We start from the raw sequence: 23,867 nt of genomic DNA, 5'->3' as shown, positions 1-23,867 counted from the left end.
GCTGGCCCGTACCACGACTCCATCCTCCGCGCGGTGAGAACCGCACGGTCGCACCTGTTCAGGAGCAGCAGTGAAGCGCAGCAAGACTCTTCGCAACGCGGACGCGAAGATCGACCGGGAGCGTCTGTACGCCCCGCTCGAGGCCGTCCGTCTCGCCAAGGACACCTCGTCCGCCAAGTTCGACTCGACCGTCGAGGTCGCCATGCGTCTGGGCGTTGACCCGCGCAAGGCCGACCAGATGGTCCGCGGCACCGTGAACCTTCCGCACGGCACCGGTAAGACCGCCCGGGTCCTGGTCTTCGCGACCGGCGACCGTGCTGCGGCCGCGGAAGCCGCGGGCGCCGACATCGTCGGCTCCGACGAACTGATCGACGAGGTCTCCAAGGGCCGTCTGGACTTCGACGCCGTCGTCGCCACCCCGGACCTCATGGGCAAGGTCGGCCGCCTCGGCCGCGTGCTCGGTCCCCGTGGTCTGATGCCGAACCCGAAGACCGGCACCGTCACCCCGGATGTCGCCAAGGCTGTCACCGACATCAAGGGCGGCAAGATCGAGTTCCGCGTGGACAAGCACGCGAACCTCCACTTCATCATCGGCAAGGTCTCCTTCGACGAGGCCAAGCTGGTGGAGAACTACGCCGCGGCGCTTGAGGAGATCAACCGTCTCAAGCCGTCCGCCGCGAAGGGCCGCTACATCAAGAAGGCGACCATCACCACCACGATGGGCCCCGGCATCCCGCTGGACGCCAACCGCACCCGCAACCTCCTCGTCGAGGAAGAGGCCGTCTGATCCTCGTGATCGACGTGCTCCAGCGCGCGCAGCATGACGCAGGCCCCGCCGCCCGGTTTCCGGACGGCGGGGCCTGTTGCGTGCGGTGTCGGTGGCAGGCATTAGAGTCACCACCGCACTCGCACAGCGATCCAAGGGGGAGCCTCAGATGCGTAGCACGCGAATCACCGCCGTCGTGGCGGGGGTAGTTCTGCTGGTGGGCGGTCTCAGCGCCTGTAACGACGGCGCGAAGGCGTCCGGCAGCGGCGGGGGCGGTGACGCGGCGGGCGGCGACAAGGCGGCCCAGGGCCCGGTGGCGGCCCTGAAGGCGGCCAAGGAGGCCACCGCGGCCAAGAAGTCCGCGAAGTTCGACGGCTCGACGCAGACGACGTCCGCCGGCGGCCGGTTCAAGCAGACCACCAAGGGCGGTCTCGACTGGTCGCAGGGCATGCAGATGAACGTCGAGAACACCCTGACCGGCGCCAAGAGCCCCGCCGCGGGCAAGCCGATCAAGGCGCTCTACACCCAGGACGCGGTCTACATGAACGCGGGCTCGGCCATGCCCGGCTCGGGCGGCAAGCCCTGGGTGAAGTACTCCTACGAAGCGCTGTCGAAGCAGATGGGCGCCTCCGGCACGGCGGTCAAGGACGTCCTCGACAACGCCAACCCGAGCCAGCCGATCGAGGTCCTGCTCGCATCCGGCACGGCCAAGGTCGTCGGCAAGGAGAAGGTCAACGGCGTCGAGGCGACGCACTACACCGGCACCGTCTCCATGGCCGACCTCAGCAAGAACCTCGGCAAGGAGGTCCGCGACGCCGTCCAGAAGCAGCTGGAGCAGGGCGGCGCGAAGAGCGAGAAGCTCGACCTCTGGATCGACGGTGACGACCTCCTGGTGAAGAAGGAGGAGCACGTCGACGGCAAGATGCCGATCGACTCGACGGCCTTCTACACCGACTACGGCACCAAGGTCGCCGTCGAGCCGCCGCCGGCGAGCCAGACGATGACCGCTCCCGGCGCCTGACCGGGGGAGGGAAACCGCAGGCGAGGGGCGCGTTCCGGGCCCCTCGCGGCGGATTTGCCTGAGCGTGGGCCGTTCGCGTACCGTACCGAGGAAGCCAAAGACCGCTGGTTGTCTCTGCGCGTCCTTTCCGGGGCGCGTGGTGGCCGAAGGATCCGCTAGCTGCGGACGGCCTGCGCAGGTATGTGTGGATGAACTCCCGGACGATTCGTCGGACGGTCGAGTCACGCCCCGTGCGCCTGCGCCGGGGCGTTTGTTTTGCCCAGCCCCTTCTGCGCGGTCCTCATCACCCGGAAGGAGGCCGAGGCTCATGGCAAGTCCCGACAAGGTCGTAGCTGTCGAGGAGATCACGGACAAGTTCCGCAACTCCAACGCTGCTGTCGTCACCGCGTACACCGGACTTACCGTTGCGCAGATCAAGGATCTGCGTCGTTCGCTCGGTGACAACGCTCAGTACCGTGTGGTGAAGAACACGCTGACCAAGATCGCGGCCCACGAGGCCGGGATCTCCGTGCTGGACGAGCACCTTCAGGGCTCGACGGCCGTCGCCTTCGTCACCGGTGACCCGGTCGAGGCGGCGAAGGGTCTTCGTGACTTCGCCAAGGAGAACCAGAACCTCGTCATCAAGGGCGGTGTCTTCGAAGGGAAGGCACTCTCTGCTGACGACATCAAGAAGCTCGCGGACCTCGAGTCCCGCGAGGTTCTGCTCAGCAAGCTGGCCGGTGCCATGAAGGGCAAGCAGTCGCAGGCTGCCTCTGTCTTCCAGGCGCTGCCGTCGAAGCTCGTCCGCACCGTGGACGCGCTCCGTGCCCAGCAGGCCGAGCAGGGCGGTGCCGAGTAATTCGGCTCGCACATTGGCGGCTTCCGTCTAGGCGTGCCTAGGCGGAGCGGCCACAGCGGGCCCGACGTACGCCCGCCTCACATGTACATCCGGCACCAGCCGAATTAGTGGAAGGACCGCCACCATGGCGAAGCTCAGCCAGGAAGACCTGCTCGCGCAGTTCGAGGAGATGACCCTCATCGAGCTCTCCGAGTTCGTGAAGGCGTTCGAGGAGAAGTTCGACGTCACCGCCGCCGCTGCCGCGCCGGTCGTCGTTGCCGGTGGCGCCGCCGCCGGTGGCGACGCTGCCGCCGCCGAGGAGCAGGACGAGTTCGACGTCATCCTCACCGGTGCCGGCGACAAGAAGATCCAGGTCATCAAGGTCGTGCGTGAGCTGACCTCCCTGGGTCTGAAGGAGGCCAAGGACCTCGTGGACGGCACCCCGAAGCCGGTCCTGGAGAAGGTCGACAAGGCTGCCGCCGACAAGGCCGCCGAGGCCCTCAAGGGCGCCGGCGCCTCGGTCGAGGTCAAGTGACTTCACTGAGTCTCCGACTCAGGTCCTGAACGCCCTCGTGGCGTAGCTGGACCAGCGAAGGGCGATCACCCAAGCGGGTGGTCGCCCTTCGGCGTGCTCGCCACGGCTGCGGCGCCCCGCGCGACGTGCGAGTATGGTGATCTTCGTTGTCCGGACGTGGGCCGTGTGACGTTCCCGCCGGGGCAGGGGGCCTTGACGAACCGCACGCGGCGCGCAATTCTCGGGACGCGATGCAGAAGCGGTCCTGGCTCCGAGGCATGGATCGCGGGCGAAGAGGGAAGCATCGATGTGCGCCACAGGCGCGGGGCTTTCGGCAGGCGCAGGGCATTGAACGCACAGCAGAACAACGAGGGACTCCTCCGGTGTGGAGGTGCCACCTCCCGGAGGGAGAAGAGCGGTATCACGGCGTTGAACCGGTCTTCCGGAAACTCGCTCTGGACATCAGTGGGCCAAGTGGCTACACTGACCCTTTGCGCTGCCTGTTAGCTGCTCCCTGCCCGTCACCAGGGGCATACCCGAAGTCGAACATCACTGATTGAGCGGCCCTGACCTGGGCTTTCCCTCAGTCTGTTCCTCTCGGGGCCGGTACGCGCGTAGTGAGTCCGAGCCCTCGGAAGGACCCCCTCTTGGCCGCCTCGCGCAACGCCTCGACTGCCAATACGAACAACGGCGACAGCACCGCCCCGCTGCGCATCTCCTTTGCGAAGATCAAGGAGCCCCTCGGGGTTCCGAACCTCCTTGCGCTGCAGACCGAAAGCTTCGACTGGCTGCTCGGCAACGCCGCATGGAAGGGTCGCGTCGAGGCTGCGCTGGAGAGTGGGCAGGAAGTTCCCACCAAGTCCGGTCTGGAAGAGATCTTCGAAGAGATCTCCCCGATCGAGGACTTCTCCGGGTCGATGTCGCTGACGTTCCGCGACCACCGCTTCGAGCCCCCGAAGAACAGCATCGACGAGTGCAAGGAGCGCGACTTCACGTACGCGGCTCCGCTCTTCGTCACCGCCGAGTTCACCAACAACGAAACCGGCGAGATCAAGTCCCAGACGGTCTTCATGGGCGACTTCCCGCTCATGACCAACAAGGGCACCTTCTGCATCAACGGCACCGAGCGTGTCGTCGTCTCGCAGCTCGTCCGCTCGCCGGGCGTCTACTTCGACAGCTCCATCGACAAGACGTCCGACAAGGACATCTTCTCCGCCAAGGTCATCCCGTCCCGCGGTGCCTGGCTGGAGCTGGAGATCGACAAGCGCGACATGGTCGGTGTGCGCATCGACCGTAAGCGCAAGCAGTCCGTGACCGTGCTGCTCAAGGCCCTCGGTTGGACGACCGAGCAGATCCTTGAGGAGTTCGGCGAGTACGAGTCCATGCGCGCCACCCTGGAGAAGGACCACACCCAGGGCCAGGACGACGCGCTGCTCGACATCTACCGCAAGCTGCGTCCGGGCGAGCCGCCGACCCGTGAGGCCGCGCAGACGCTGCTGGAGAACCTCTACTTCAACCCGAAGCGCTACGACCTCGCGAAGGTCGGCCGCTACAAGGTCAACAAGAAGCTCGGCGGCGACGAGCCGCTCGACGCCGGTGTGCTGACCACCGACGACATCATCGCCACGATCAAGTACCTGGTGAAGCTGCACGCCGGTGAGACCGAGACGATGGGTGAGTCGGGCCGGACGATCGTCGTCGAGACCGACGACATCGACCACTTCGGCAACCGCCGCCTGCGCAACGTCGGCGAGCTGATCCAGAACCAGGTCCGTACGGGTCTCGCCCGTATGGAGCGCGTCGTGCGTGAGCGCATGACCACCCAGGACGTCGAGGCGATCACGCCGCAGACCCTGATCAACATCCGGCCGGTCGTCGCCTCCATCAAGGAGTTCTTCGGCACCAGCCAGCTGTCGCAGTTCATGGACCAGACGAACCCGCTGTCGGGTCTGACCCACAAGCGCCGTCTGTCCGCGCTGGGCCCCGGCGGTCTCTCCCGTGAGCGGGCCGGTCTGGACGTCCGTGACGTGCACCCCTCGCACTACGGCCGCATGTGCCCGATCGAGACGCCCGAAGGCCCGAACATCGGTCTGATCGGTTCGCTCGCCTCCTACGGCCGGGTCAACGTCTTCGGCTTCATCGAGACGCCGTACCGCAAGGTCGTCGACGGCCAGGTCACGGAGGAGGTGGACTACCTCACCGCGGATGAGGAGGACCGCTTCCTGATCGCCCAGGCCAACGCGAAGCTCACCGACGACATGCGCTTCGCCGAGCAGCGTGTGCTGGTCCGTCGCCGTGGCGGCGAGGTCGACCTCGTCCCCGCCGACGAGGTGGACTTCATGGACGTCTCGCCGCGCCAGATGGTGTCGGCCGCGACCGCCATGATTCCGTTCCTCGAGCACGACGACGCCAACCGCGCGCTCATGGGATCGAACATGATGCGCCAGGCCGTTCCGCTGATCAAGGCGGAGTCGCCGCTGGTCGGCACCGGCATGGAGTACCGCTGCGCGGTCGACGCCGGTGACGTCATCAAGGCGGAGAAGGACGGTGTCGTCCAGGAGGTCTCCGCGGACTACGTCACCGTCGCCAACGACGACGGTACGTACACCACGTACCGCGTCGCCAAGTTCACCCGCTCCAACCAGGGCACCTCCTTCAACCAGAAGGTCGTCGTGGACGAGGGCGCGCGGGTCATCGAGGGCCAGGTCCTCGCCGACGGTCCGTCCACGGACGAAGGCGAGATGGCGCTCGGCAAGAACCTGCTCGTGGCGTTCATGCCGTGGGAGGGTCACAACTACGAGGACGCGATCATCCTGTCGCAGCGCCTCGTGCAGGACGACGTCCTCTCCTCGATCCACATCGAGGAGCACGAGGTCGACGCCCGTGACACCAAGCTCGGCCCGGAGGAGATCACCCGGGACATCCCGAACGTCTCCGAAGAGGTCCTCTCCGACCTCGACGAGCGCGGCATCATCCGTATCGGTGCCGAGGTCGTCGCCGGTGACATCCTCGTCGGCAAGGTCACGCCCAAGGGTGAGACCGAGCTGACCCCCGAGGAGCGTCTGCTCCGCGCGATCTTCGGTGAGAAGGCGCGCGAGGTCCGTGACACCTCGCTGAAGGTGCCGCACGGTGAGATCGGCAAGGTCATCGGCGTCCGCGTCTTCGACCGCGAAGAGGGCGACGAGCTGCCCCCGGGCGTGAACCAGCTGGTCCGCGTCTACGTCGCGCAGAAGCGCAAGATCACCGACGGTGACAAGCTCGCCGGCCGTCACGGCAACAAGGGCGTCATCTCGAAGATCCTGCCGGTCGAGGACATGCCGTTCCTGGAGGACGGCACCCCGGTCGACATCATCCTCAACCCGCTGGGTGTCCCGTCCCGAATGAACCCGGGACAGGTCCTGGAGATCCACCTCGGCTGGCTCGCCAGCCAGGGCTGGAAGGTCGAGGGCGTCGAGGAGGACTGGAAGAAGCGTCTGCACGCGATCTCCGCCGACGAGGTCGCCCCCGGCTCCAACGTCGCCACCCCGGTGTTCGACGGTGCGCGCGAGGACGAGATCTCCGGTCTCTTCGAGTCGACGATCCCGAACCGCGACGGCGAGCGCATGGTGAAGGGTTCCGGCAAGGCCCAGCTGTTCGACGGCCGCTCCGGCGAGCCGTTCCCGGACCCGATCTCGGTCGGGTACATGTACATCCTCAAGCTCCACCACCTGGTCGACGACAAGCTCCACGCCCGGTCGACCGGCCCGTACTCGATGATCACCCAGCAGCCGCTCGGTGGTAAGGCCCAGTTCGGTGGCCAGCGCTTCGGTGAGATGGAGGTGTGGGCGCTGGAGGCGTACGGCGCCGCTTACGCCCTCCAGGAGCTGCTCACGATCAAGTCCGACGACGTCACCGGCCGCGTGAAGGTCTACGAGGCCATCGTCAAGGGCGAGAACATCCCCGAGCCCGGCATTCCCGAGTCCTTCAAGGTGCTCATCAAGGAAATGCAGTCGCTCTGCCTGAACGTGGAGGTGCTGTCCTCGGACGGTATGTCCATCGAGATGCGCGACACCGACGAGGACGTCTTCCGCGCGGCGGAAGAGCTCGGTATCGACCTGTCCCGGCGCGAGCCGAGCAGCGTCGAAGAGGTCTGACGGGTCTGGCCGGGGCCTCCCTGTGAGGCCCCGGCCAACCCCGGACCCCGTCAGACCAAGATTGAGACTCGTCCCTGACAGCAACAATTGTCGGGGCAACCCCCGAAGGTGGGATTGACGACAGTGCTCGACGTCAACTTCTTCGACGAGCTGCGGATCGGCCTCGCCACCGCTGACGACATCCGTCAGTGGTCGCACGGTGAGGTCAAGAAGCCGGAGACCATCAACTACCGCACCCTCAAGCCCGAGAAGGACGGACTCTTCTGCGAGAAGATCTTCGGTCCGACCCGGGACTGGGAGTGCTACTGCGGTAAGTACAAGCGCGTCCGCTTCAAGGGCATCATCTGCGAGCGCTGCGGCGTCGAGGTCACTCGCGCCAAGGTGCGTCGTGAGCGGATGGGCCACATCGAGCTGGCCGCTCCCGTGACCCACATCTGGTACTTCAAGGGCGTGCCGAGCCGGCTGGGCTACCTGCTGGACCTCGCGCCGAAGGACCTCGAAAAGGTCATCTACTTCGCCGCCTACATGATCACCTGGGTGGACGAGGAGCGCCGTACGCGCGACCTGCCCTCGCTGGAGGCGCACGTCTCCGTCGAGCGTCAGCAGATCGAGCAGCGCCGCGACTCCGACCTGGAGGCCCGCGCCAAGAAGCTCGAGACCGACCTGGCCGAGCTGGAGGCCGAGGGGGCCAAGGCCGATGTGCGCCGCAAGGTGCGCGAGGGTGCCGAGCGCGAAATGAAGCAGCTGCGCGACCGCGCGCAGCGCGAGATCGACCGTCTCGACGAGGTCTGGAACCGCTTCAAGAACCTCAAGGTCCAGGACCTGGAGGGCGACGAACTGCTCTACCGCGAGCTGCGTGACCGCTTCGGCACGTACTTCGACGGTTCCATGGGCGCCGCCTCGCTGCAGAAGCGCCTGGAGACCTTCGACCTCGACGAGGAGGCCGAGCGCCTCCGCGAGATCATCCGTACCGGCAAGGGCCAGAAGAAGACCCGTGCGCTCAAGCGCCTCAAGGTCGTCTCCGCCTTCCTGCAGACCCGCAACAGCCCCAAGGGCATGGTGCTGGACTGCATCCCCGTCATCCCGCCGGACCTGCGTCCGATGGTGCAGCTGGACGGTGGCCGCTTCGCGACCTCCGACCTGAACGACCTGTACCGCCGCGTGATCAACCGCAACAACCGCCTGAAGCGGCTTCTCGACCTCGGCGCGCCCGAGATCATCGTGAACAACGAGAAGCGCATGCTCCAGGAGGCTGTCGACGCGCTCTTCGACAACGGCCGTCGTGGTCGCCCGGTCACGGGCCCCGGCAACCGTCCGCTGAAGTCGCTGTCCGACATGCTCAAGGGCAAGCAGGGCCGCTTCCGTCAGAACCTGCTCGGTAAGCGGGTCGACTACTCGGCGCGTTCCGTCATCGTCGTCGGCCCGCAGCTCAAGCTGCACCAGTGCGGTCTGCCGAAGGCCATGGCGCTGGAGCTCTTCAAGCCGTTCGTGATGAAGCGCCTGGTCGACCTGAACCACGCGCAGAACATCAAGTCGGCGAAGCGGATGGTCGAGCGCGGCCGCACGGTCGTGTACGACGTCCTCGAAGAGGTCATCGCCGAGCACCCGGTGCTGCTGAACCGTGCGCCCACCCTGCACCGCCTCGGCATCCAGGCCTTCGAGCCGCAGCTGGTCGAGGGCAAGGCCATTCAGATCCACCCGCTCGTCTGCACCGCGTTCAACGCGGACTTCGACGGTGACCAGATGGCCGTCCACCTGCCGCTCTCCGCGGAGGCGCAGGCCGAGGCCCGCATCCTGATGCTGTCCTCGAACAACATCCTCAAGCCGGCCGACGGCCGTCCGGTCACCATGCCGACGCAGGACATGGTGCTCGGTCTGTTCTTCCTCACCACCGACGAGGAGGAGCGCAAGGTCATCGGTGAGGGCCGTGCGTTCGGTTCGGTCGCCGAGGCGATCATGGCGTTCGACGCCAAGGAGCTGTCGCTCCAGGCGAAGGTCGACATCCGCTTCCCGATCGGCACCATCCCGCCGCGGGGCTTCGTCCCGCCGGTCGCCGAAGAGGGCGAGCCGGAGTGGCAGCAGGGTGACTCGTTCCGTCTGCGGACGACCCTGGGCCGCGCGCTCTTCAACGAGCTGCTGCCCGAGGACTACCCGTTCGTCGACTACTCGGTGGGCAAGAAGCAGCTCTCCGCGATCGTCAACGACCTCGCCGAGCGCTACCCCAAGGTCATCGTGGCGGCGACGCTCGACAACCTGAAGGCGGCCGGTTTCCACTGGGCGACCCGTTCCGGCGTCACCGTCGCCGTCTCGGACATCGTCGTCCCGGAGGCCAAGAAGGGCATCGTCGCGGGCTACGAGGCCCAGGACGAGAAGGTCCAGAAGCAGTACGAGCGCGGTCTGATCACCAAGGACGAGCGCACTCAGGAACTGATCAACATCTGGACCAAGGCGACCAACGAGGTCGCCGAGGCGATGAACGAGAACTTCCCCAAGACGAACCCCATCTTCATGATGGTTGACTCGGGTGCCCGAGGAAACATGATGCAGATGCGGCAGATCGCCGGTATGCGTGGTCTGGTGTCGAACGCGAAGAACGAGACCATCCCGCGTCCGATCAAGGCGTCCTTCCGCGAGGGCCTCTCCGTGCTGGAGTACTTCATCTCCACGCACGGTGCCCGTAAGGGCCTGGCGGACACCGCCCTGCGTACCGCCGACTCGGGTTACCTGACCCGTCGTCTGGTGGACGTCTCGCAGGACGTGATCATCCGCGAGGAGGACTGCGGCACCGAGCGCGGCCTCAAGCTGAAGATCGCGACCCGCGGCGCCGACGGCAGCCTGCGCAAGACGGACGACGTGGAGTCGAGCGTCTACGCCCGGATGCTGGCCGAGGACGTCGTCGTCGACGGCAAGGTCATCGCCTCCGCCAACGTCGACCTCGGCGACGTGCTCATCGACCAGCTGGTCGCGCACGGCGTCGAGGAGGTCAAGACCCGCTCGGTCCTGACCTGTGAGTCGGCGGTCGGCACCTGCGCCTTCTGCTACGGCCGTTCGCTGGCCACCGGCAAGCTGGTCGACATCGGTGAGGCGGTCGGCATCATCGCCGCCCAGTCCATCGGTGAGCCCGGCACCCAGCTGACGATGCGTACCTTCCACACCGGTGGTGTGGCCGGTGACGACATCACCCTGGGTCTGCCGCGAGTCGTCGAGCTCTTCGAGGCGCGTACACCCAAGGGTGTCGCCCCGATCTCGGAGGCGGCCGGCCGCGTCCGTATCGAGGAGACCGAGAAGACCAAGAAGGTTGTCGTCACCCCGGACGACGGCAGCGACGAGACGGCGTACGGCGTCTCCAAGCGCGCCCGTCTGCTGGTGGGCGAGGGCGACCACGTCGAGGTCGGCCAGCCGCTGACCCTGGGTGCCATCAACCCGCACGACGTGCTGCGGATCCTCGGCCAGCGTGCCGTCCAGGTCCACCTCGTCGGCGAGGTCCAGAAGGTCTACAACAGCCAGGGCGTGGCGATCCACGACAAGCACATCGAGATCATCATCCGGCAGATGCTGCGCCGCGTGACGATCATCGAGTCCGGCGACGCGGAGCTGCTGCCGGGCGAGCTGGTGGAGCGCTCGAAGTTCGAGGGCGAGAACCGTCGCGTCGTGGCGGAGGGTGGCCACCCGGCCTCCGGCCGTCCGCAGCTGATGGGTATCACCAAGGCTTCGCTGGCGACGGAGTCCTGGCTGTCGGCCGCCTCCTTCCAGGAGACGACCCGAGTCCTGACGGATGCGGCGATCAACGCCAAGTCCGACAGCCTCATCGGCCTCAAGGAGAACGTCATCATCGGTAAGCTCATCCCGGCCGGTACGGGCCTGTCCCGCTACCGCAACATCCGGGTGGAGCCCACCGAGGAGGCCAAGGCAGCGATGTACTCGGCCGTCGGTTACGACGACATCGACTACTCGCCGTTCGGCACCGGCTCCGGCCAGGCGGTCCCGCTGGAGGACTACGACTACGGCCCGTACAACCAGTAAGGGTCCGGTTCGCACCACGTCCGCAGGGCGGTCATCCCGTAAGGGGTGGCCGCCCTGCGGCGTTGTTGACGGATCCGCCGCGGGCCACGGAACTCGCGCTCCCATTGCTGCGTCTGTGATGAGAAGATGGGGATCAACTGTCGAGCGGGGGAGGATCGCGTGGCATTCCAGCCCTGGCAGGGTGGGCAACCCGCTCAGCCGCATCAGACACCGGCGATGCGCGCCTCGCACGCCGACCGTGAGCGTACGGTCGACGTGCTGAAGGCCGGGTTCGCCGAGGGGCGGCTCGCGCAGGGGGAGTACGAGCAGCGGATCGGCCGGGCGTATCAGGCGCAGACCCACGCCGAGCTGCAGATGCTGGTGGCGGATCTGCCGACCGGTCCGGTGGCACAGTCGCAGTTCGAGCCGCGTCCGGTCCCGGCGACGTTCATGCCCGCCGCACCGATGCCGATGCCGCAGCAGACCAACAGCTCCGCCACCGCCGCGCTGGTCTGCGGCATCCTGACGCCGGTGACGTGGGGCGTGACCGCGATCCCCGCGGTGATCCTGGGCCACAAGGCGCGGGGTGAGATCCGCCGCACCGGCGAGCGCGGTGACGGCCAGGCGCTGGCCGGGGTGGTGCTGGGCTGGCTGGGGATCGGTGGCTGGGCGCTCTTCATCCTGCTGATGATGGTGGCGGTCGTCTTCCGAGGTTGAGCCGTCGCGGTGGTCCGTGCGGACCGCGCGGGTGACGCGCGGGTGACCTCCGTTCGGCCGTTCGGGTGACAGTCGGTGAGCACTCCGTCCGGTTGTGCCCGGCGTGTCGGCCGCGGGGCATTTGTTTTGACCGGAGTCGGTGAGGTAGGTACGCTCAGACCTTGTGCCTGGGGTGTGCCCTGGCTGCCATGCGTGTCTTCAACCGTATGGCGAGCCACTACCGGCCGCGCCGCAATCTGCGCCCGCCTTCCGCCTCGCGGAGAGTGCTGCAGTGTTCGACACACCCGACCTCGTGGGTCGGTGCGTGTTCCAGGTTAGCTTTACCGTGATCGGCACACAGAAACCGGAGAAGTAGTGCCTACGATCCAGCAGCTGGTCCGTAAGGGCCGGCAGGACAAGGTCGAGAAGAACAAGACGCCCGCACTGGAGGGTTCGCCCCAGCGCCGTGGCGTCTGCACGCGTGTGTTCACGACCACCCCGAAGAAGCCGAACTCGGCCCTGCGTAAGGTCGCGCGTGTGCGTCTGACCAGCGGGATCGAGGTCACCGCTTACATTCCGGGTGAGGGCCACAACCTGCAGGAGCACTCGATCGTGCTCGTGCGTGGCGGCCGTGTGAAGGACCTGCCGGGTGTTCGGTACAAGATCATCCGCGGCTCCCTCGACACGCAGGGCGTCAAGAACCGCAAGCAGGCTCGCAGCCGCTACGGCGCCAAGAAGGAGAAGTAAGAATGCCTCGTAAGGGCCCCGCCCCGAAGCGCCCGGTCATCATCGACCCGGTCTACGGCTCTCCTCTGGTGACCTCCCTCATCAACAAGGTTCTGCTGAACGGCAAGCGCTCCACCGCTGAGCGCATCGTTTACGGCGCCATGGAGGGTCTGCGCGAGAAGACCGGTAACGACCCGGTCATCACGCTCAAGCGCGCGCTCGAGAACATCAAGCCGACCCTTGAGGTCAAGTCCCGCCGTGTCGGTGGCGCGACCTACCAGGTCCCGGTCGAGGTCAAGCCCGGCCGCGCCGCCACCCTCTCGCTCCGCTGGCTCGTGGGCTACTCCCGCGCCCGTCGCGAGAAGACCATGACCGAGCGCCTCATGAACGAACTGCTCGACGCCTCCAACGGCCTCGGCGCTTCGGTCAAGAAGCGTGAGGACACGCACAAGATGGCCGAGTCCAACAAGGCCTTCGCGCACTACCGCTGGTAGTCGCAACCCCCATCGAGACCGAGAGAAGACTGAGCCGATATGGCTACCACTTCGCTTGACCTGGCCAAGGTGCGCAACATCGGCATCATGGCCCACATCGACGCGGGCAAGACGACCACCACCGAGCGGATCCTGTTCTACACCGGTGTCTCGTACAAGATCGGTGAGGTCCACGACGGCGCTGCCACGATGGACTGGATGGAGCAGGAGCAGGAGCGTGGTATCACCATCACCTCCGCTGCCACCACCTGTCACTGGCCGCTCGAGAACGTCGACCACACGATCAACATCATCGACACCCCGGGGCACGTCGACTTCACCGTCGAGGTGGAGCGCTCCCTGCGTGTGCTCGACGGTGCTGTGACCGTGTTCGACGGTGTGGCCGGCGTTGAGCCCCAGTCCGAGACCGTTTGGCGTCAGGCGGACCGCTACGGCGTTCCGCGTATCTGCTTCGTCAACAAGCTCGACCGCACCGGCGCCGACTTCCTGCGCTGCGTCGACATGATCGTGGACCGCCTGGGCGCGGTGCCGATCGTGATGCAGCTGCCGATCGGTGCCGAGGCCGACTTCCAGGGCGTCATCGACCTGGTCCGCATGAAGGCCCTGGTCTACTCGGCCGAGGCGGCCAAGGGCGAGATGTACGACGTCCTCGACATCCCCGCCGACAAGCAGGAGCTGGCCGAGGAGTACCGCGGCAAGCTCATCGAGGCTGTCGCGGAGAACGACGAAGAGGTCATGGAGCTGTTCCTGGAGGGCGAGGAGCCCACCGAGGAGCAGCTGTACGCCGCGATCCGTCGCATCACGATCGCCGCCGGCAAGGCCGAGAACACCACGGTCACCCCGGTGTTCTGCGGTACCGCGTTCAAGAACAAGGGCGTGCAGCCCCTGCTCGACGCCGTGGTCCGCTACCTGCCGTCGCCGCTCGACGTCGAGGCCATCGAGGGCCACGCGGTCAACGACCCGGAGACGGTCATCGCCCGCAAGCCCTCCGAGGACGAGCCGCTCGCGGCGCTGGCGTTCAAGATCGCCAGCGACCCGCACCTGGGCAAGCTCACCTTCATCCGTGTGTACTCGGGCCGCCTTGAGGCCGGCTCGCAGGTGCAGAACTCGGTGAAGGGCAAGAAGGAACGCATCGGCAAGATCTACCGGATGCACGCGAACAAGCGTGAGGAGATCGAGTCGGTGGGTGCCGGTGACATCGTCGCCGTCATGGGTCTGAAGCAGACCACCACCGGTGAGACCCTCTGCGACGCGGGCAACCCCGTGATCCTGGAGTCGATGGAGTTCCCGGCCCCGGTCATCCAGGTCGCCATCGAGCCCAAGTCCAAGGGCGACCAGGAGAAGCTGGGTGTCGCCATCCAGCGTCTCGCCGAGGAAGACCCCTCGTTCCAGGTGCACACCGACGAGGAGACCGGCCAGACCATCATCGCGGGTATGGGCGAGCTGCACCTCGACGTGCTGGTCGACCGTATGAAGCGTGAGTTCCGCGTCGAGGCCAACGTCGGCAAGCCGCAGGTCGCGTACCGCGAGACGCTGCGCAAGCCGGTGGAGCGTCTGGACTACACGCACAAGAAGCAGACCGGTGGTTCCGGTCAGTTCGCGAAGGTCCAGATCGCCATCGCGCCGCTCGAGGGCGACGGCTACGAGTTCGAGAACAAGGTCACCGGTGGCCGTATCCCGCGGGAGTACATCCCGTCCGTGGACGCGGGCTGCCAGGAGGCCATGGAGTTCGGCGTGCTCGCCGGATACCCGCTGACCGGCGTCAAGGTCACCCTTCTCGACGGTGCCTTCCACGACGTGGACTCGTCCGAGATGGCGTTCAAGATCGCCGGTTCGATGGCCTTCAAGGAGGCCGCCCGCAAGGCCAGCCCGGCCCTGCTGGAGCCGATGATGAAGGTCGAGGTGACGACGCCCGAGGACTACATGGGTGACGTCATCGGCGACATCAACTCGCGTCGTGGTCAGATCCAGTCCATGGAGGACCGCGCCGGCGCCAAGCTCGTCACGGGCCTGGTTCCGCTTTCGGAGATGTTCGGCTACGTCGGAGACCTCCGCAGCAAGACCTCGGGTCGCGCAAGCTACTCGATGCAGTTCGACTCCTACGCCGAGGTTCCCCGGAACGTCGCCGAGGAGATCATCGCGAAGGCCAAGGGCGAGTAGCTCCGTTAGCCGGAACACGCTTTAGGCTTGACACCGTCTGCCGGGGCAAACCCCGCAATCCGTGAGGAATGCCCCGGCGGTCGGCATCCCAGCAAAGATCACCTGGCGCCGATGAGTAAGGCGTACAGAACCACTTCAGGAGGACCCAGTGGCGAAGGCGAAGTTCGAGCGGACTAAGCCGCACGTCAACATCGGCACCATCGGTCACATTGACCACGGTAAGACGACCCTCACGGCCGCCATTACCAAGGTGCTGCACGACGAGTACCCCGACCTGAACGAGGCCTCGGCCTTCGACCAGATCGACAAGGCTCCCGAGGAGCGTCAGCGCGGTATCACGATCTCGATCGCGCACGTCGAGTACCAGACGGAGAACCGTCACTACGCCCACGTCGACTGCCCCGGTCACGCGGACTACATCAAGAACATGATCACGGGTGCGGCGCAGATGGACGGCGCCATCCTCGTGGTTGCCGCCACCGACGGCCCGATGCCGCAGACCAAGGAGCACGTGCTCCTGGCCCGCCAGGTCGGCGTTCCCTACATCGTTGTCGCCCTGAACAAGGCCGACATGGTGGACGACGAGGAGATCCTGGAGCTCGTCGAGCTCGAGGTCCGTGAGCTCCTCTCCGAGTACGAGTTCCCGGGCGACGACGTCCCGGTCGTCAAGGTCTCGGCGCTGAAGGCGCTCGAGGGCGACGCCGAGTGGGGCAAGTCCGTCGTGGACCTGATGAAGGCCGTCGACGAGGCGATCCCCGCCCCGGACCGTGACGTCGACAAGCCGTTCCTGATGCCGATCGAGGACGTCTTCACCATCACCGGCCGTGGCACCGTTGTCACCGGTCGTATCGAGCGTGGTGTCCTCAAGGTCAACGAGACCGTCGACATCATCGGCATCAAGCCGGAGAAGACCACCACCACGGTCACCGGCATCGAGATGTTCCGCAAGCTGCTCGACGAGGGCCAGGCCGGTGAGAACGTCGGTCTGCTGCTCCGCGGCATCAAGCGCGAGGACGTCGAGCGCGGCCAGGTCATCATCAAGCCGGGCTCGGTCACGCCGCACACCTCCTTCGAGGCGCAGGCGTACATCCTGTCGAAGGACGAGGGTGGCCGCCACACCCCGTTCTTCAACAACTACCGCCCGCAGTTCTACTTCCGCACCACGGACGTGACCGGCGTCGTGACCCTCCCCGAGGGCACCGAGATGGTCATGCCGGGCGACAACACCGAGATGAGCGTCGAGCTCATCCAGCCGGTCGCCATGGAGGAGGGCCTGAAGTTCGCCATCCGTGAGGGTGGCCGGACCGTCGGCGCCGGCCAGGTCACCAAGATCAACAAGTAAGTTGTTGATCGGGGTAACCCGGTAGCTCCTGCGAGCATTCGAGCCTCGGCTCACGGAAGCGCCCGTACGGCTTCGGCCGTGCGGGCGCTTTCCGCTGCCCGGAATCGGGCCCGCCGGTGCGATCCGGAGGGTGGTTCGGCGGCCGGATGGCGCACCCGTCCGCGCGGCGGCAGGTGTAAGTGATCTCCGGGTGGGATAGCCTCTAAGGCTCGATTGGCCTCGGCCCTCGGCCGTGTGGCACACTGTCCAGGTTGCTCGGTTGAGTGCCGATGCTGCGCGCCTCCCGCCGGGGGGACCGGAAGCGAGTCCTAGGTATTCGTCGTCTCTTATCAGGGGCGGAAGTACGGGAATCTTCCGGGAAGCGTCAGCGGGGTGCCTCAGCCAGGCGCTCGGTGGGTGTTCCGCCCCCACGTCTCCTTCTCGAAGGATTTCCGTACGGAAATTTCTCCGGTGGGAGTGCGACACGCCCGACCGCGTGGGTCGGAGGCGGGACGCGTACGCACCGAGTCCCAGAGCGTTACGAGAGACAGGACTACGAAGTAGCCATGGCGGGACAGAAGATCCGCATCCGGCTCAAGGCCTACGACCACGAGGTCATCGACAGCTCGGCGAAGAAGATCGTCGAGACGGTGACCCGCACTGGTGCGTCGGTCGCGGGCCCGGTGCCGCTGCCCACTGAGAAGAACGTGTACTGCGTCATCAAGTCGCCGCACAAGTACAAGGACTCGCGCGAGCACTTCGAGATGCGCACGCACAAGCGCCTGATCGACATCCTCGACCCGACGCCCAAGACCGTTGACTCGCTGATGCGCCTGGACCTTCCGGCCGGCGTTGACATCGAGATCAAGCTCTGAGAGGCGCGGAAGAGATGGCTAAGCAGATCAAGGGCATCCTGGGCGAGAAGCTCGGCATGACCCAGGTCTGGGACGACAACAACCGTGTTGTCCCGGTGACCGTGGTGAAGGCCGGCCCCTGTGTCGTTACCCAGGTGCGCACCAATGACCAGGACGGCTACGACTCCGTCCAGATCGCCTTCGGCGAGATCGACCCGCGCAAGGTGAACAAGCCCCTCAAGGGCCACTTCGCGAAGGCCGACGTCACCCCCCGCCGTCACCTCGTCGAGGTCCGTACCACCGACGCCGGTGAGTACACCCTCGGCCAGGAGCTGACCGCTGAGACCTTCGAGTCCGGCGTCAAGGTGGACGTGACCGGCAAGAGCAAGGGCAAGGGCTTCGCCGGCGTCATGAAGCGTCACGGCTTCCACGGCGGCAAGGCTTCCCACGGTGCCCACCGCGTGCACCGTAAGCCGGGCTCCATCGGTGGCTGCGCCACCCCGGGCCGCGTGTTCAAGGGCATGCGGATGGCCGGTCGTATGGGCAACGAGCGGGTCACCACCCAGAACCTGACCGTCCATGCCGTTGACGCGGAGAAGGGTCTGCTGCTCATCAAGGGCGCAGTTCCTGGTCCGAACGGCGGCCTCGTCCTGGTCCGTACCGCGGCCAAGGGGGCCTGAGGTAACCGATGAGCACCATTGACATCCTTTCGCCGGCAGGCGACAAGGCCGGGACCGTCGAGCTCCCCGCGGAGATCTTCGACGCGAAGGTCAGCGTCCCGCTGATCCACCAGGTCGTTGTCGCGCAGCTGGCCGCTGCCCGTCAGGGCACGCACAAGACCAAGACCCGTGGCGAGGTCCGCGGCGGTGGCAAGAAGCCGTACCGCCAGAAGGGCACCGGCCGCGCGCGTCAGGGTTCGACCCGTGCGCCGCAGTTCGCCGGTGGTGGCGTCGTGCACGGTCCCGTGCCGCGCGACTACTCGCAGCGGACGCCCAAGAAGATGAAGGCCGCCGCCCTGCGCGGTGCCCTCACCGACCGGGCGCGCAACAGCCGTATCCACGTCGTCTCCGGCGTGGTCGACGGCGCGATCTCCACCAAGGCCGCCAAGGGTCTCCTCGGCAAGGTCAGCGAGCGGAAGAACCTGCTCCTGGTCGCCGAGCGCTCCGACGAGGCCGCGTGGCTGTCCGCCCGCAACCTGCCCCGGGTGCACATCCTGGAGCCGGGCCAGCTGAACACGTACGACGTGCTCGTCTCCGACGACGTGGTCTTCACCACGGCCGCTCTGGAGTCCTTCGTGTCCGGCCGGAACGCTGAGACCGAAGGGAGCGACGCCTGATGACTGAGGCCGTCGTCACCAGCAAGACCTTCTCGGACCCGCGCGACATTCTTGTCAAGCCGGTGGTCTCCGAGAAGAGCTACGCGCTGCTGGACGAGAACAAGTACACGTTCATCGTCGACCCGCGTGCCAACAAGACCCAGATCAAGCAGGCCGTCGAGGCGGTCTTCTCGGTCAAGGTCTCCGGGGTCAACACGATCAACCGCCAGGGCAAGCGCAAGCGCACCCGCACCGGTTTCGGCAAGCGTGCCGACACCAAGCGCGCCATCGTGACCCTCGCCGAGGGCGACCGTATCGACATCTTCGGCGGTCCGACCGCCTGAGGGCGGTCTGGATCGTCCGGAATCGGACGAGGACTGAGAAATGGGTATCCGCAAGTACAAGCCGACGACCCCGGGCCGTCGTGGCTCCAGCGTCGCCGACTTTGTCGAGATCACGCGGTCCACGCCGGAGAAGTCGCTGGTCCGCCCGCTGCACAGCAAGGGCGGCCGTAACAACGCCGGTCGTGTGACCGTTCGCCACCAGGGCGGTGGCCACAAGCGCGCCTACCGAGTGATCGACTTCCGTCGTCACGACAAGGACGGCGTGCCGGCCAAGGTCGCGCACATCGAGTACGACCCCAACCGCACCGCGCGCATCGCGCTGCTGCACTACGCAGACGGCGAGAAGCGCTACATCATCGCGCCCCGTGGCCTGTCGCAGGGTGACCGGATTGAGAACGGCCCCGGCGCCGACATCAAGCCCGGCAACAACCTGCCGCTGCGCCACATCCCCGTGGGTACGACGATCCACGCGATCGAGCTGCGTCCGGGCGGCGGTGCGAAGTTCGCCCGCTCGGCCGGTGCCTCCGTGCAGCTGCTGGCGCGCGAGGGCTCCATGGCCCACCTGCGTATGCCGTCCGGTGAGATCCGCCTGGTCGACGTCCGCTGCCGCGCCACCGTCGGCGAGGTCGGCAACGCCGAGCAGTCGAACATCAACTGGGGCAAGGCCGGCCGTATGCGCTGGAAGGGCGTCCGCCCGACCGTGCGTGGTGTCGTGATGAACCCCGTCGACCACCCGCACGGTGGTGGTGAGGGCAAGACCTCCGGTGGTCGCCACCCGGTCTCGCCGTGGGGTCAGAAGGAGGGTCGTACGCGTTCGCCGAAGAAGGCTTCGAACAAGTACATCGTCCGCCGCCGCAAGACGAACAAGAAGCGCTAGGAGCGGGTTTAGATGCCGCGCAGTCTCAAGAAGGGGCCCTTCGTCGACGACCACCTCGCCAAGAAGGTGGATGTTCAGAACGAAGCCGGCACCAAGAACGTCATCAAGACCTGGTCCCGCCGCTCCATGATCGTCCCGGCCATGCTCGGCCACACGATCGCGGTGCACGACGGCCGCAAGCACGTCCCGGTGTTCGTCACCGAGTCGATGGTTGGCCACAAGCTCGGCGAGTTTGCGCCGACCCGCACCTTCCGCGGCCACGAGAAGGACGACCGCAAGTCGCGGCGTCGTTGATCGGCGGAGTGCGAAGACTATGACTGACACCGAAGGGACAACCATGGAAGCCAGGGCCCAGGCGCGGTACATCCGCGTCACGCCCATGAAGGCCCGCCGCGTGGTGGACCTTATCCGTGGCATGGATGCCACGGAGGCTCAGGCGGTCCTGCGTTTCGCCCCGCAGGCCGCGAGCGTGCCCGTCGGCAAGGTGCTGGACAGCGCCATTGCCAACGCGGCGCACAACTACGACCACACCGACGCCGACAGCCTCTTCATCTCCGAGGCGTACGTCGACGAGGGCCCGACCCTGAAGCGGTTCCGTCCGCGTGCCCAGGGCCGTGCCTACCGGATCCGCAAGCGGACCAGCCACATCACCGTGGTCGTCAGCAGCAAGGAAGGAACCCGGTAATGGGCCAGAAGGTAAACCCGCACGGGTTCCGGCTCGGCGTCACGACGGACTTCAAGTCCCGCTGGTACGCCGACAAGCTGTACAAGGACTACGTCAAGGAAGACGTCGCCATTCGTCGCATGATGACGAAGGGCATGGAGCGCGCCGGTATCTCCAAGGTGGAGATCGAGCGCACCCGTGAGCGCGTCCGCGTTGACATCCACACCGCTCGTCCGGGCATCGTCATCGGCCGCCGTGGCGCCGAGGCCGACCGCATCCGTGGCGAACTGGAGAAGCTGACCGGCAAGCAGGTCCAGCTGAACATCCTCGAGGTCAAGAACCCCGAGACCGATGCTCAGCTCGTGGCCCAGGCCGTCGCCGAGCAGCTGTCCTCCCGCGTCTCCTTCCGTCGCGCCATGCGTAAGAGCATGCAGTCGACGATGAAGGCCGGCGCCAAGGGCATCAAGATCCAGTGCGGTGGCCGTCTCGGCGGTGCCGAGATGTCCCGCTCGGAGTTCTACCGCGAGGGCCGTGTGCCCCTGCACACCCTCCGGGCCAACGTCGACTACGGCTTCTTCGAGGCCAAGACCACCTTCGGCCGTATCGGCGTGAAGGTCTGGATCTACAAGGGCGACGTCAAGAACATCGCCGAGGTCCGTGCGGAGAACGCCGCTGCCCGTGCGGGTAACCGCCCGGCCCGCGGTGGCAACGACCGCCCGCGCCGCGGTGGCGAGCGTGGCGGCCGCGGCCGCAAGCCGCAGCAGCAGAACGCCGCTGCCGAGGCCCCCAAGGCCGAGGCCGCAGCCGCTGCTCCGGCTGAGAGCACCGGACAGGAGGCCTGACCGACATGCTGATCCCTCGCAGGGTCAAGCACCGTAAGCAGCACCACCCGAAGCGCAACGGCATGGCCAAGGGTGGCACCGAGCTGGCCTTCGGTGAGTACGGCATCCAGGCCGTCACCCCGGCGTACGTGACGAACCGTCAGATCGAGTCGGCTCGTATCGCCATGACCCGTCACATCAAGCGTGGCGGCAAGGTCTGGATCAACATTTACCCGGACCGCCCGCTCACGAAGAAGCCTGCCGAGACCCGCATGGGTTCCGGTAAGGGTTCTCCGGAGTGGTGGGTCGCGAACGTCAAGCCCGGTCGGGTGATGTTCGAGCTGTCCTTCCCGAACGAAAAGGTTGCCAAGGAGGCGCTGACCCGCGCCGCCCACAAGCTTCCGATGAAGTGCCGCATCGTGCGGCGCGAGGCAGGTGAGTCGTGATGGCGGCCGGTACCAAGGCGACCGAGCTGCGCGAGCTGAACAACGAGGACCTCGTTGCCAAGCTTCGTGAGGCCAAGGAGGAGCTGTTCAACCTCCGCTTCCAGGCGGCGACCGGACAGCTTGAGAACCACGGTCGGCTCAAGTCCGTCCGTAAGGACATCGCCCGGATCTACACCCTGATGCGTGAGCGTGAGCTGGGCATCGAGACGGTGGAGAGCGCCTGATGAGCGAGAAGAATGTGACTGAGACGAACGACCGCGGCTTCCGCAAGACCCGTGAGGGTCTCGTCGTCAGCGACAAGATGGACAAGACCGTCGTCGTCGCCGTCGAGGACCGCGTCAAGCACGCGCTGTACGGCAAGGTCATCCGCCGTACCAACAAGCTCAAGGCGCACGACGAGCAGAACGCCGCGGGTGTCGGCGACCGCGTCCTCCTCATGGAGACCCGGCCGCTGTCCGCCTCGAAGCGCTGGCGCATCGTCGAGATCCTCGAGAAGGCCAAGTAGGCAGTTCCCGTAAGGGAACGCCACGAAATACCGCCTGAGGGTTCCCCCTCAGGTCAGTTCCGCCAGGCTCGGCGGGGCCCCGTTTCACCGCGGGGCCCCGCCGGGAACCGGCAGACGATCAGGAGATAGACGTGATCCAGCAGGAGTCTCGGCTTCGCGTCGCCGACAACACGGGTGCGAAGGAAATTCTCACCATCCGTGTTCTCGGTGGCTCGGGCCGGCGCTACGCGGGCATCGGTGACGTCATCGTCGCCACCGTGAAGGACGCGATCCCCGGTGGCAACGTGAAGAAGGGTGACGTCGTCAAGGCCGTCATCGTTCGCACCGTCAAGGAGCGCCGCCGTCCGGACGGCTCGTACATCCGCTTCGACGAGAACGCGGCCGTCATCCTCAAGAACGATGGCGACCCCCGCGGCACCCGTATCTTCGGCCCCGTGGGCCGTGAGCTGCGCGAGAAGAAGTTCATGAAGATCATCTCGCTCGCGCCGGAGGTGCTGTAACCGATGAAGATCAAGAAGGGCGACCTGGTCCAGGTCATCACCGGTAAGGACAAGGGCAAGCAGGGCAAGGTCATCGCGGCCTTCCCCCGCGAGGACCGTGTCCTGGTCGAGGGTGTCAACCGGGTCAAGAAGCACACCAAGGCCGGCCAGACCGCGCGCGGCTCGCAGACCGGCGGCATCGTCACCACCGAGGCCCCGGTGCACGTGAGCAACGTGCAGCTCGTCGTGGAGAAGGACGGCAAGAAGGTCGTCACCCGCGTCGGCTACCGCTTCGACGACGAAGGCAACAAGATCCGCGTTGCCAAGCGGACCGGTGAGGACATCTGATGACTGCCACCACCAACGCGCCGCGTCTCAAGCAGCGCTACCGCGAAGAGATCACCGGGAAGCTGAAGGACGAGTTCTCGTACGAGAACGTCATGCAGATTCCAGGTCTGACCAAGATCGTGGTCAACATGGGTGTGGGCGACGCCGCCCGCGACTCCAAGCTGATCGACGGTGCCATCAAGGACCTCACCACGATCACCGGCCAGAAGCCGGCCGTCACCAAGGCCCGGAAGTCCATCGCGCAGTTCAAGCTGCGTGAGGGTCAGCCGATCGGTGCCCACGTCACCCTCCGCGGTGACCGCATGTGGGAGTTCCTGGACCGCCTGCTGTCGCTCGCGCTGCCGCGCATCCGCGACTTCCGTGGTCTGTCGCCGAAGCAGTTCGACGGCCGCGGTAACTACACCTTCGGTCTCACGGAGCAGGTCATGTTCCACGAGATCGACCAGGACAAGATCGACCGTACCCGGGGTATGGACATCACCGTGGTCACCACGGCGACCAACGACGACGAGGGCCGCGCCCTTCTGCGTCACCTCGGCTTCCCGTTCAAGGAGGCGTGAGCGA

General features: G+C 66.4%; 25 protein-coding genes. All 25 read left to right on the top strand.

What is annotated here, in order from left to right:
* The first annotated feature begins 70 nt into the window (after positions 1-70).
* The 25 genes from rplA to rplE all read left to right on the top strand — a co-directional run bounded on the left by rplA (position 71) and on the right by rplE (position 23,863).
* Positions 71-787 carry a 50S ribosomal protein L1 gene (rplA, locus tag IF23_RS0114115; protein WP_030283472.1) on the top strand — a complete coding sequence of 239 codons (717 nt, stop codon included), beginning with the start codon at positions 71-73 and terminating at the stop codon, positions 785-787.
* Positions 788-935: 148 nt separating this feature from the next.
* Positions 936-1,787, top strand: a complete 852-nt coding sequence (locus IF23_RS0114110) for an SCO4651 family lipoprotein (RefSeq protein WP_037678175.1) — start codon at positions 936-938, stop codon at positions 1,785-1,787.
* 307 nt (positions 1,788-2,094) lie between these two features.
* Positions 2,095-2,625, top strand: coding sequence for a 50S ribosomal protein L10 (gene rplJ / locus IF23_RS0114105; protein WP_030283469.1), 531 nt, complete (start codon positions 2,095-2,097; stop codon positions 2,623-2,625).
* 124 nt (positions 2,626-2,749) lie between these two features.
* The gene (gene rplL / locus IF23_RS0114100) at positions 2,750-3,139 is read left to right on the top strand and encodes a 50S ribosomal protein L7/L12 (RefSeq protein ID WP_030283468.1); all 390 of its coding nucleotides are present in this window, start codon (positions 2,750-2,752) and stop codon (positions 3,137-3,139) included.
* Between the two features lie 626 nt (positions 3,140-3,765).
* The gene (rpoB, locus tag IF23_RS0114095; protein ID WP_030283466.1) at positions 3,766-7,251 is read left to right on the top strand and encodes a DNA-directed RNA polymerase subunit beta; all 3,486 of its coding nucleotides are present in this window, start codon (positions 3,766-3,768) and stop codon (positions 7,249-7,251) included.
* 123 nt (positions 7,252-7,374) lie between these two features.
* On the top strand, positions 7,375-11,274 hold the full coding sequence (locus tag IF23_RS0114090; protein ID WP_030283464.1) for a DNA-directed RNA polymerase subunit beta': 3,900 nt from the start codon (positions 7,375-7,377) through the stop codon (positions 11,272-11,274).
* Positions 11,275-11,490: 216 nt separating this feature from the next.
* Positions 11,491-11,970, top strand: a complete 480-nt coding sequence (locus tag IF23_RS0114085) for a DUF1707 and DUF4190 domain-containing protein (RefSeq protein ID WP_030283462.1) — start codon at positions 11,491-11,493, stop codon at positions 11,968-11,970.
* 354 nt (positions 11,971-12,324) lie between these two features.
* The gene (gene rpsL, locus IF23_RS0114075; RefSeq protein WP_003948652.1) at positions 12,325-12,696 is read left to right on the top strand and encodes a 30S ribosomal protein S12; all 372 of its coding nucleotides are present in this window, start codon (positions 12,325-12,327) and stop codon (positions 12,694-12,696) included.
* Positions 12,697-12,698: 2 nt separating this feature from the next.
* Positions 12,699-13,169 carry a 30S ribosomal protein S7 gene (rpsG, locus tag IF23_RS0114070; RefSeq protein ID WP_004571813.1) on the top strand — a complete coding sequence of 157 codons (471 nt, stop codon included), beginning with the start codon at positions 12,699-12,701 and terminating at the stop codon, positions 13,167-13,169.
* Between the two features lie 39 nt (positions 13,170-13,208).
* Entirely contained in the window at positions 13,209-15,329 is a 2,121-nt protein-coding gene (gene fusA, locus IF23_RS0114065) for an elongation factor G (protein WP_030283460.1), read from the top strand.
* 148 nt (positions 15,330-15,477) lie between these two features.
* Positions 15,478-16,671: an elongation factor Tu gene (gene tuf / locus IF23_RS0114060; RefSeq protein WP_030283459.1), complete on the top strand. Its 1,194-nt coding sequence runs from the start codon at positions 15,478-15,480 to the stop codon at positions 16,669-16,671.
* 545 nt (positions 16,672-17,216) lie between these two features.
* Positions 17,217-17,525, top strand: coding sequence for a 30S ribosomal protein S10 (gene rpsJ / locus IF23_RS0114055; protein WP_003948644.1), 309 nt, complete (start codon positions 17,217-17,219; stop codon positions 17,523-17,525).
* Positions 17,526-17,539: 14 nt separating this feature from the next.
* Complete coding sequence (gene rplC, locus IF23_RS0114050; protein WP_030283457.1) at positions 17,540-18,184, top strand: 50S ribosomal protein L3; 645 nt, start codon at positions 17,540-17,542, stop codon at positions 18,182-18,184.
* An 8-nt stretch (positions 18,185-18,192) separates the two neighbouring features.
* Entirely contained in the window at positions 18,193-18,840 is a 648-nt protein-coding gene (gene rplD / locus IF23_RS0114045) for a 50S ribosomal protein L4 (RefSeq protein ID WP_030283455.1), read from the top strand.
* Complete coding sequence (gene rplW, locus IF23_RS0114040) at positions 18,840-19,163, top strand: 50S ribosomal protein L23 (RefSeq protein WP_030283453.1); 324 nt, start codon at positions 18,840-18,842, stop codon at positions 19,161-19,163. The genes rplD and rplW overlap by 1 nt, the downstream gene beginning before the upstream one ends.
* 40 nt (positions 19,164-19,203) lie before the next feature.
* Positions 19,204-20,040 (top strand): 50S ribosomal protein L2, encoded by an 837-nt coding sequence (rplB, locus tag IF23_RS0114035; RefSeq protein WP_030283452.1) that lies wholly within the window; start codon positions 19,204-19,206, stop codon positions 20,038-20,040.
* A gap of 12 nt (positions 20,041-20,052) precedes the next feature.
* The gene (rpsS, locus tag IF23_RS0114030) at positions 20,053-20,334 is read left to right on the top strand and encodes a 30S ribosomal protein S19 (protein ID WP_004571826.1); all 282 of its coding nucleotides are present in this window, start codon (positions 20,053-20,055) and stop codon (positions 20,332-20,334) included.
* A gap of 43 nt (positions 20,335-20,377) precedes the next feature.
* A complete protein-coding gene (rplV, locus tag IF23_RS0114025; RefSeq protein WP_003974262.1) occupies positions 20,378-20,725 on the top strand; it encodes a 50S ribosomal protein L22 in 348 nt (115 codons plus the stop codon).
* Entirely contained in the window at positions 20,725-21,546 is an 822-nt protein-coding gene (rpsC, locus tag IF23_RS0114020) for a 30S ribosomal protein S3 (RefSeq protein WP_030283450.1), read from the top strand. Before rplV ends, rpsC begins: the two co-directional genes overlap by 1 nt.
* Positions 21,547-21,551: 5 nt before the next feature.
* Positions 21,552-21,971 carry a 50S ribosomal protein L16 gene (gene rplP / locus IF23_RS0114015; protein WP_004571829.1) on the top strand — a complete coding sequence of 140 codons (420 nt, stop codon included), beginning with the start codon at positions 21,552-21,554 and terminating at the stop codon, positions 21,969-21,971.
* Positions 21,971-22,195 carry a 50S ribosomal protein L29 gene (rpmC, locus tag IF23_RS0114010; protein WP_030283449.1) on the top strand — a complete coding sequence of 75 codons (225 nt, stop codon included), beginning with the start codon at positions 21,971-21,973 and terminating at the stop codon, positions 22,193-22,195. The genes rplP and rpmC overlap by 1 nt, the downstream gene beginning before the upstream one ends.
* Entirely contained in the window at positions 22,195-22,476 is a 282-nt protein-coding gene (gene rpsQ, locus IF23_RS0114005; protein ID WP_030283447.1) for a 30S ribosomal protein S17, read from the top strand. The genes rpmC and rpsQ overlap by 1 nt, the downstream gene beginning before the upstream one ends.
* 131 nt (positions 22,477-22,607) lie before the next feature.
* Positions 22,608-22,976 (top strand): 50S ribosomal protein L14, encoded by a 369-nt coding sequence (gene rplN / locus IF23_RS0114000; RefSeq protein WP_003974257.1) that lies wholly within the window; start codon positions 22,608-22,610, stop codon positions 22,974-22,976.
* Positions 22,977-22,979: 3 nt separating this feature from the next.
* A complete protein-coding gene (rplX, locus tag IF23_RS0113995) occupies positions 22,980-23,303 on the top strand; it encodes a 50S ribosomal protein L24 (RefSeq protein ID WP_018847498.1) in 324 nt (107 codons plus the stop codon).
* Positions 23,303-23,863 (top strand): 50S ribosomal protein L5, encoded by a 561-nt coding sequence (rplE, locus tag IF23_RS0113990; RefSeq protein ID WP_030283445.1) that lies wholly within the window; start codon positions 23,303-23,305, stop codon positions 23,861-23,863. The genes rplX and rplE overlap by 1 nt, the downstream gene beginning before the upstream one ends.
* Positions 23,864-23,867: the final 4 nt, after the last annotated feature.

The sequence above is a fragment of the Streptomyces catenulae genome, from assembly GCF_000718015.1.
In the GTDB taxonomy this organism is placed as follows: Bacteria; Actinomycetota; Actinomycetes; order Streptomycetales; family Streptomycetaceae; genus Streptomyces; species Streptomyces catenulae.
Note: the sequence above shows the minus strand (reverse complement) of the source record. Positions and strands in the feature narration are given on the sequence as shown.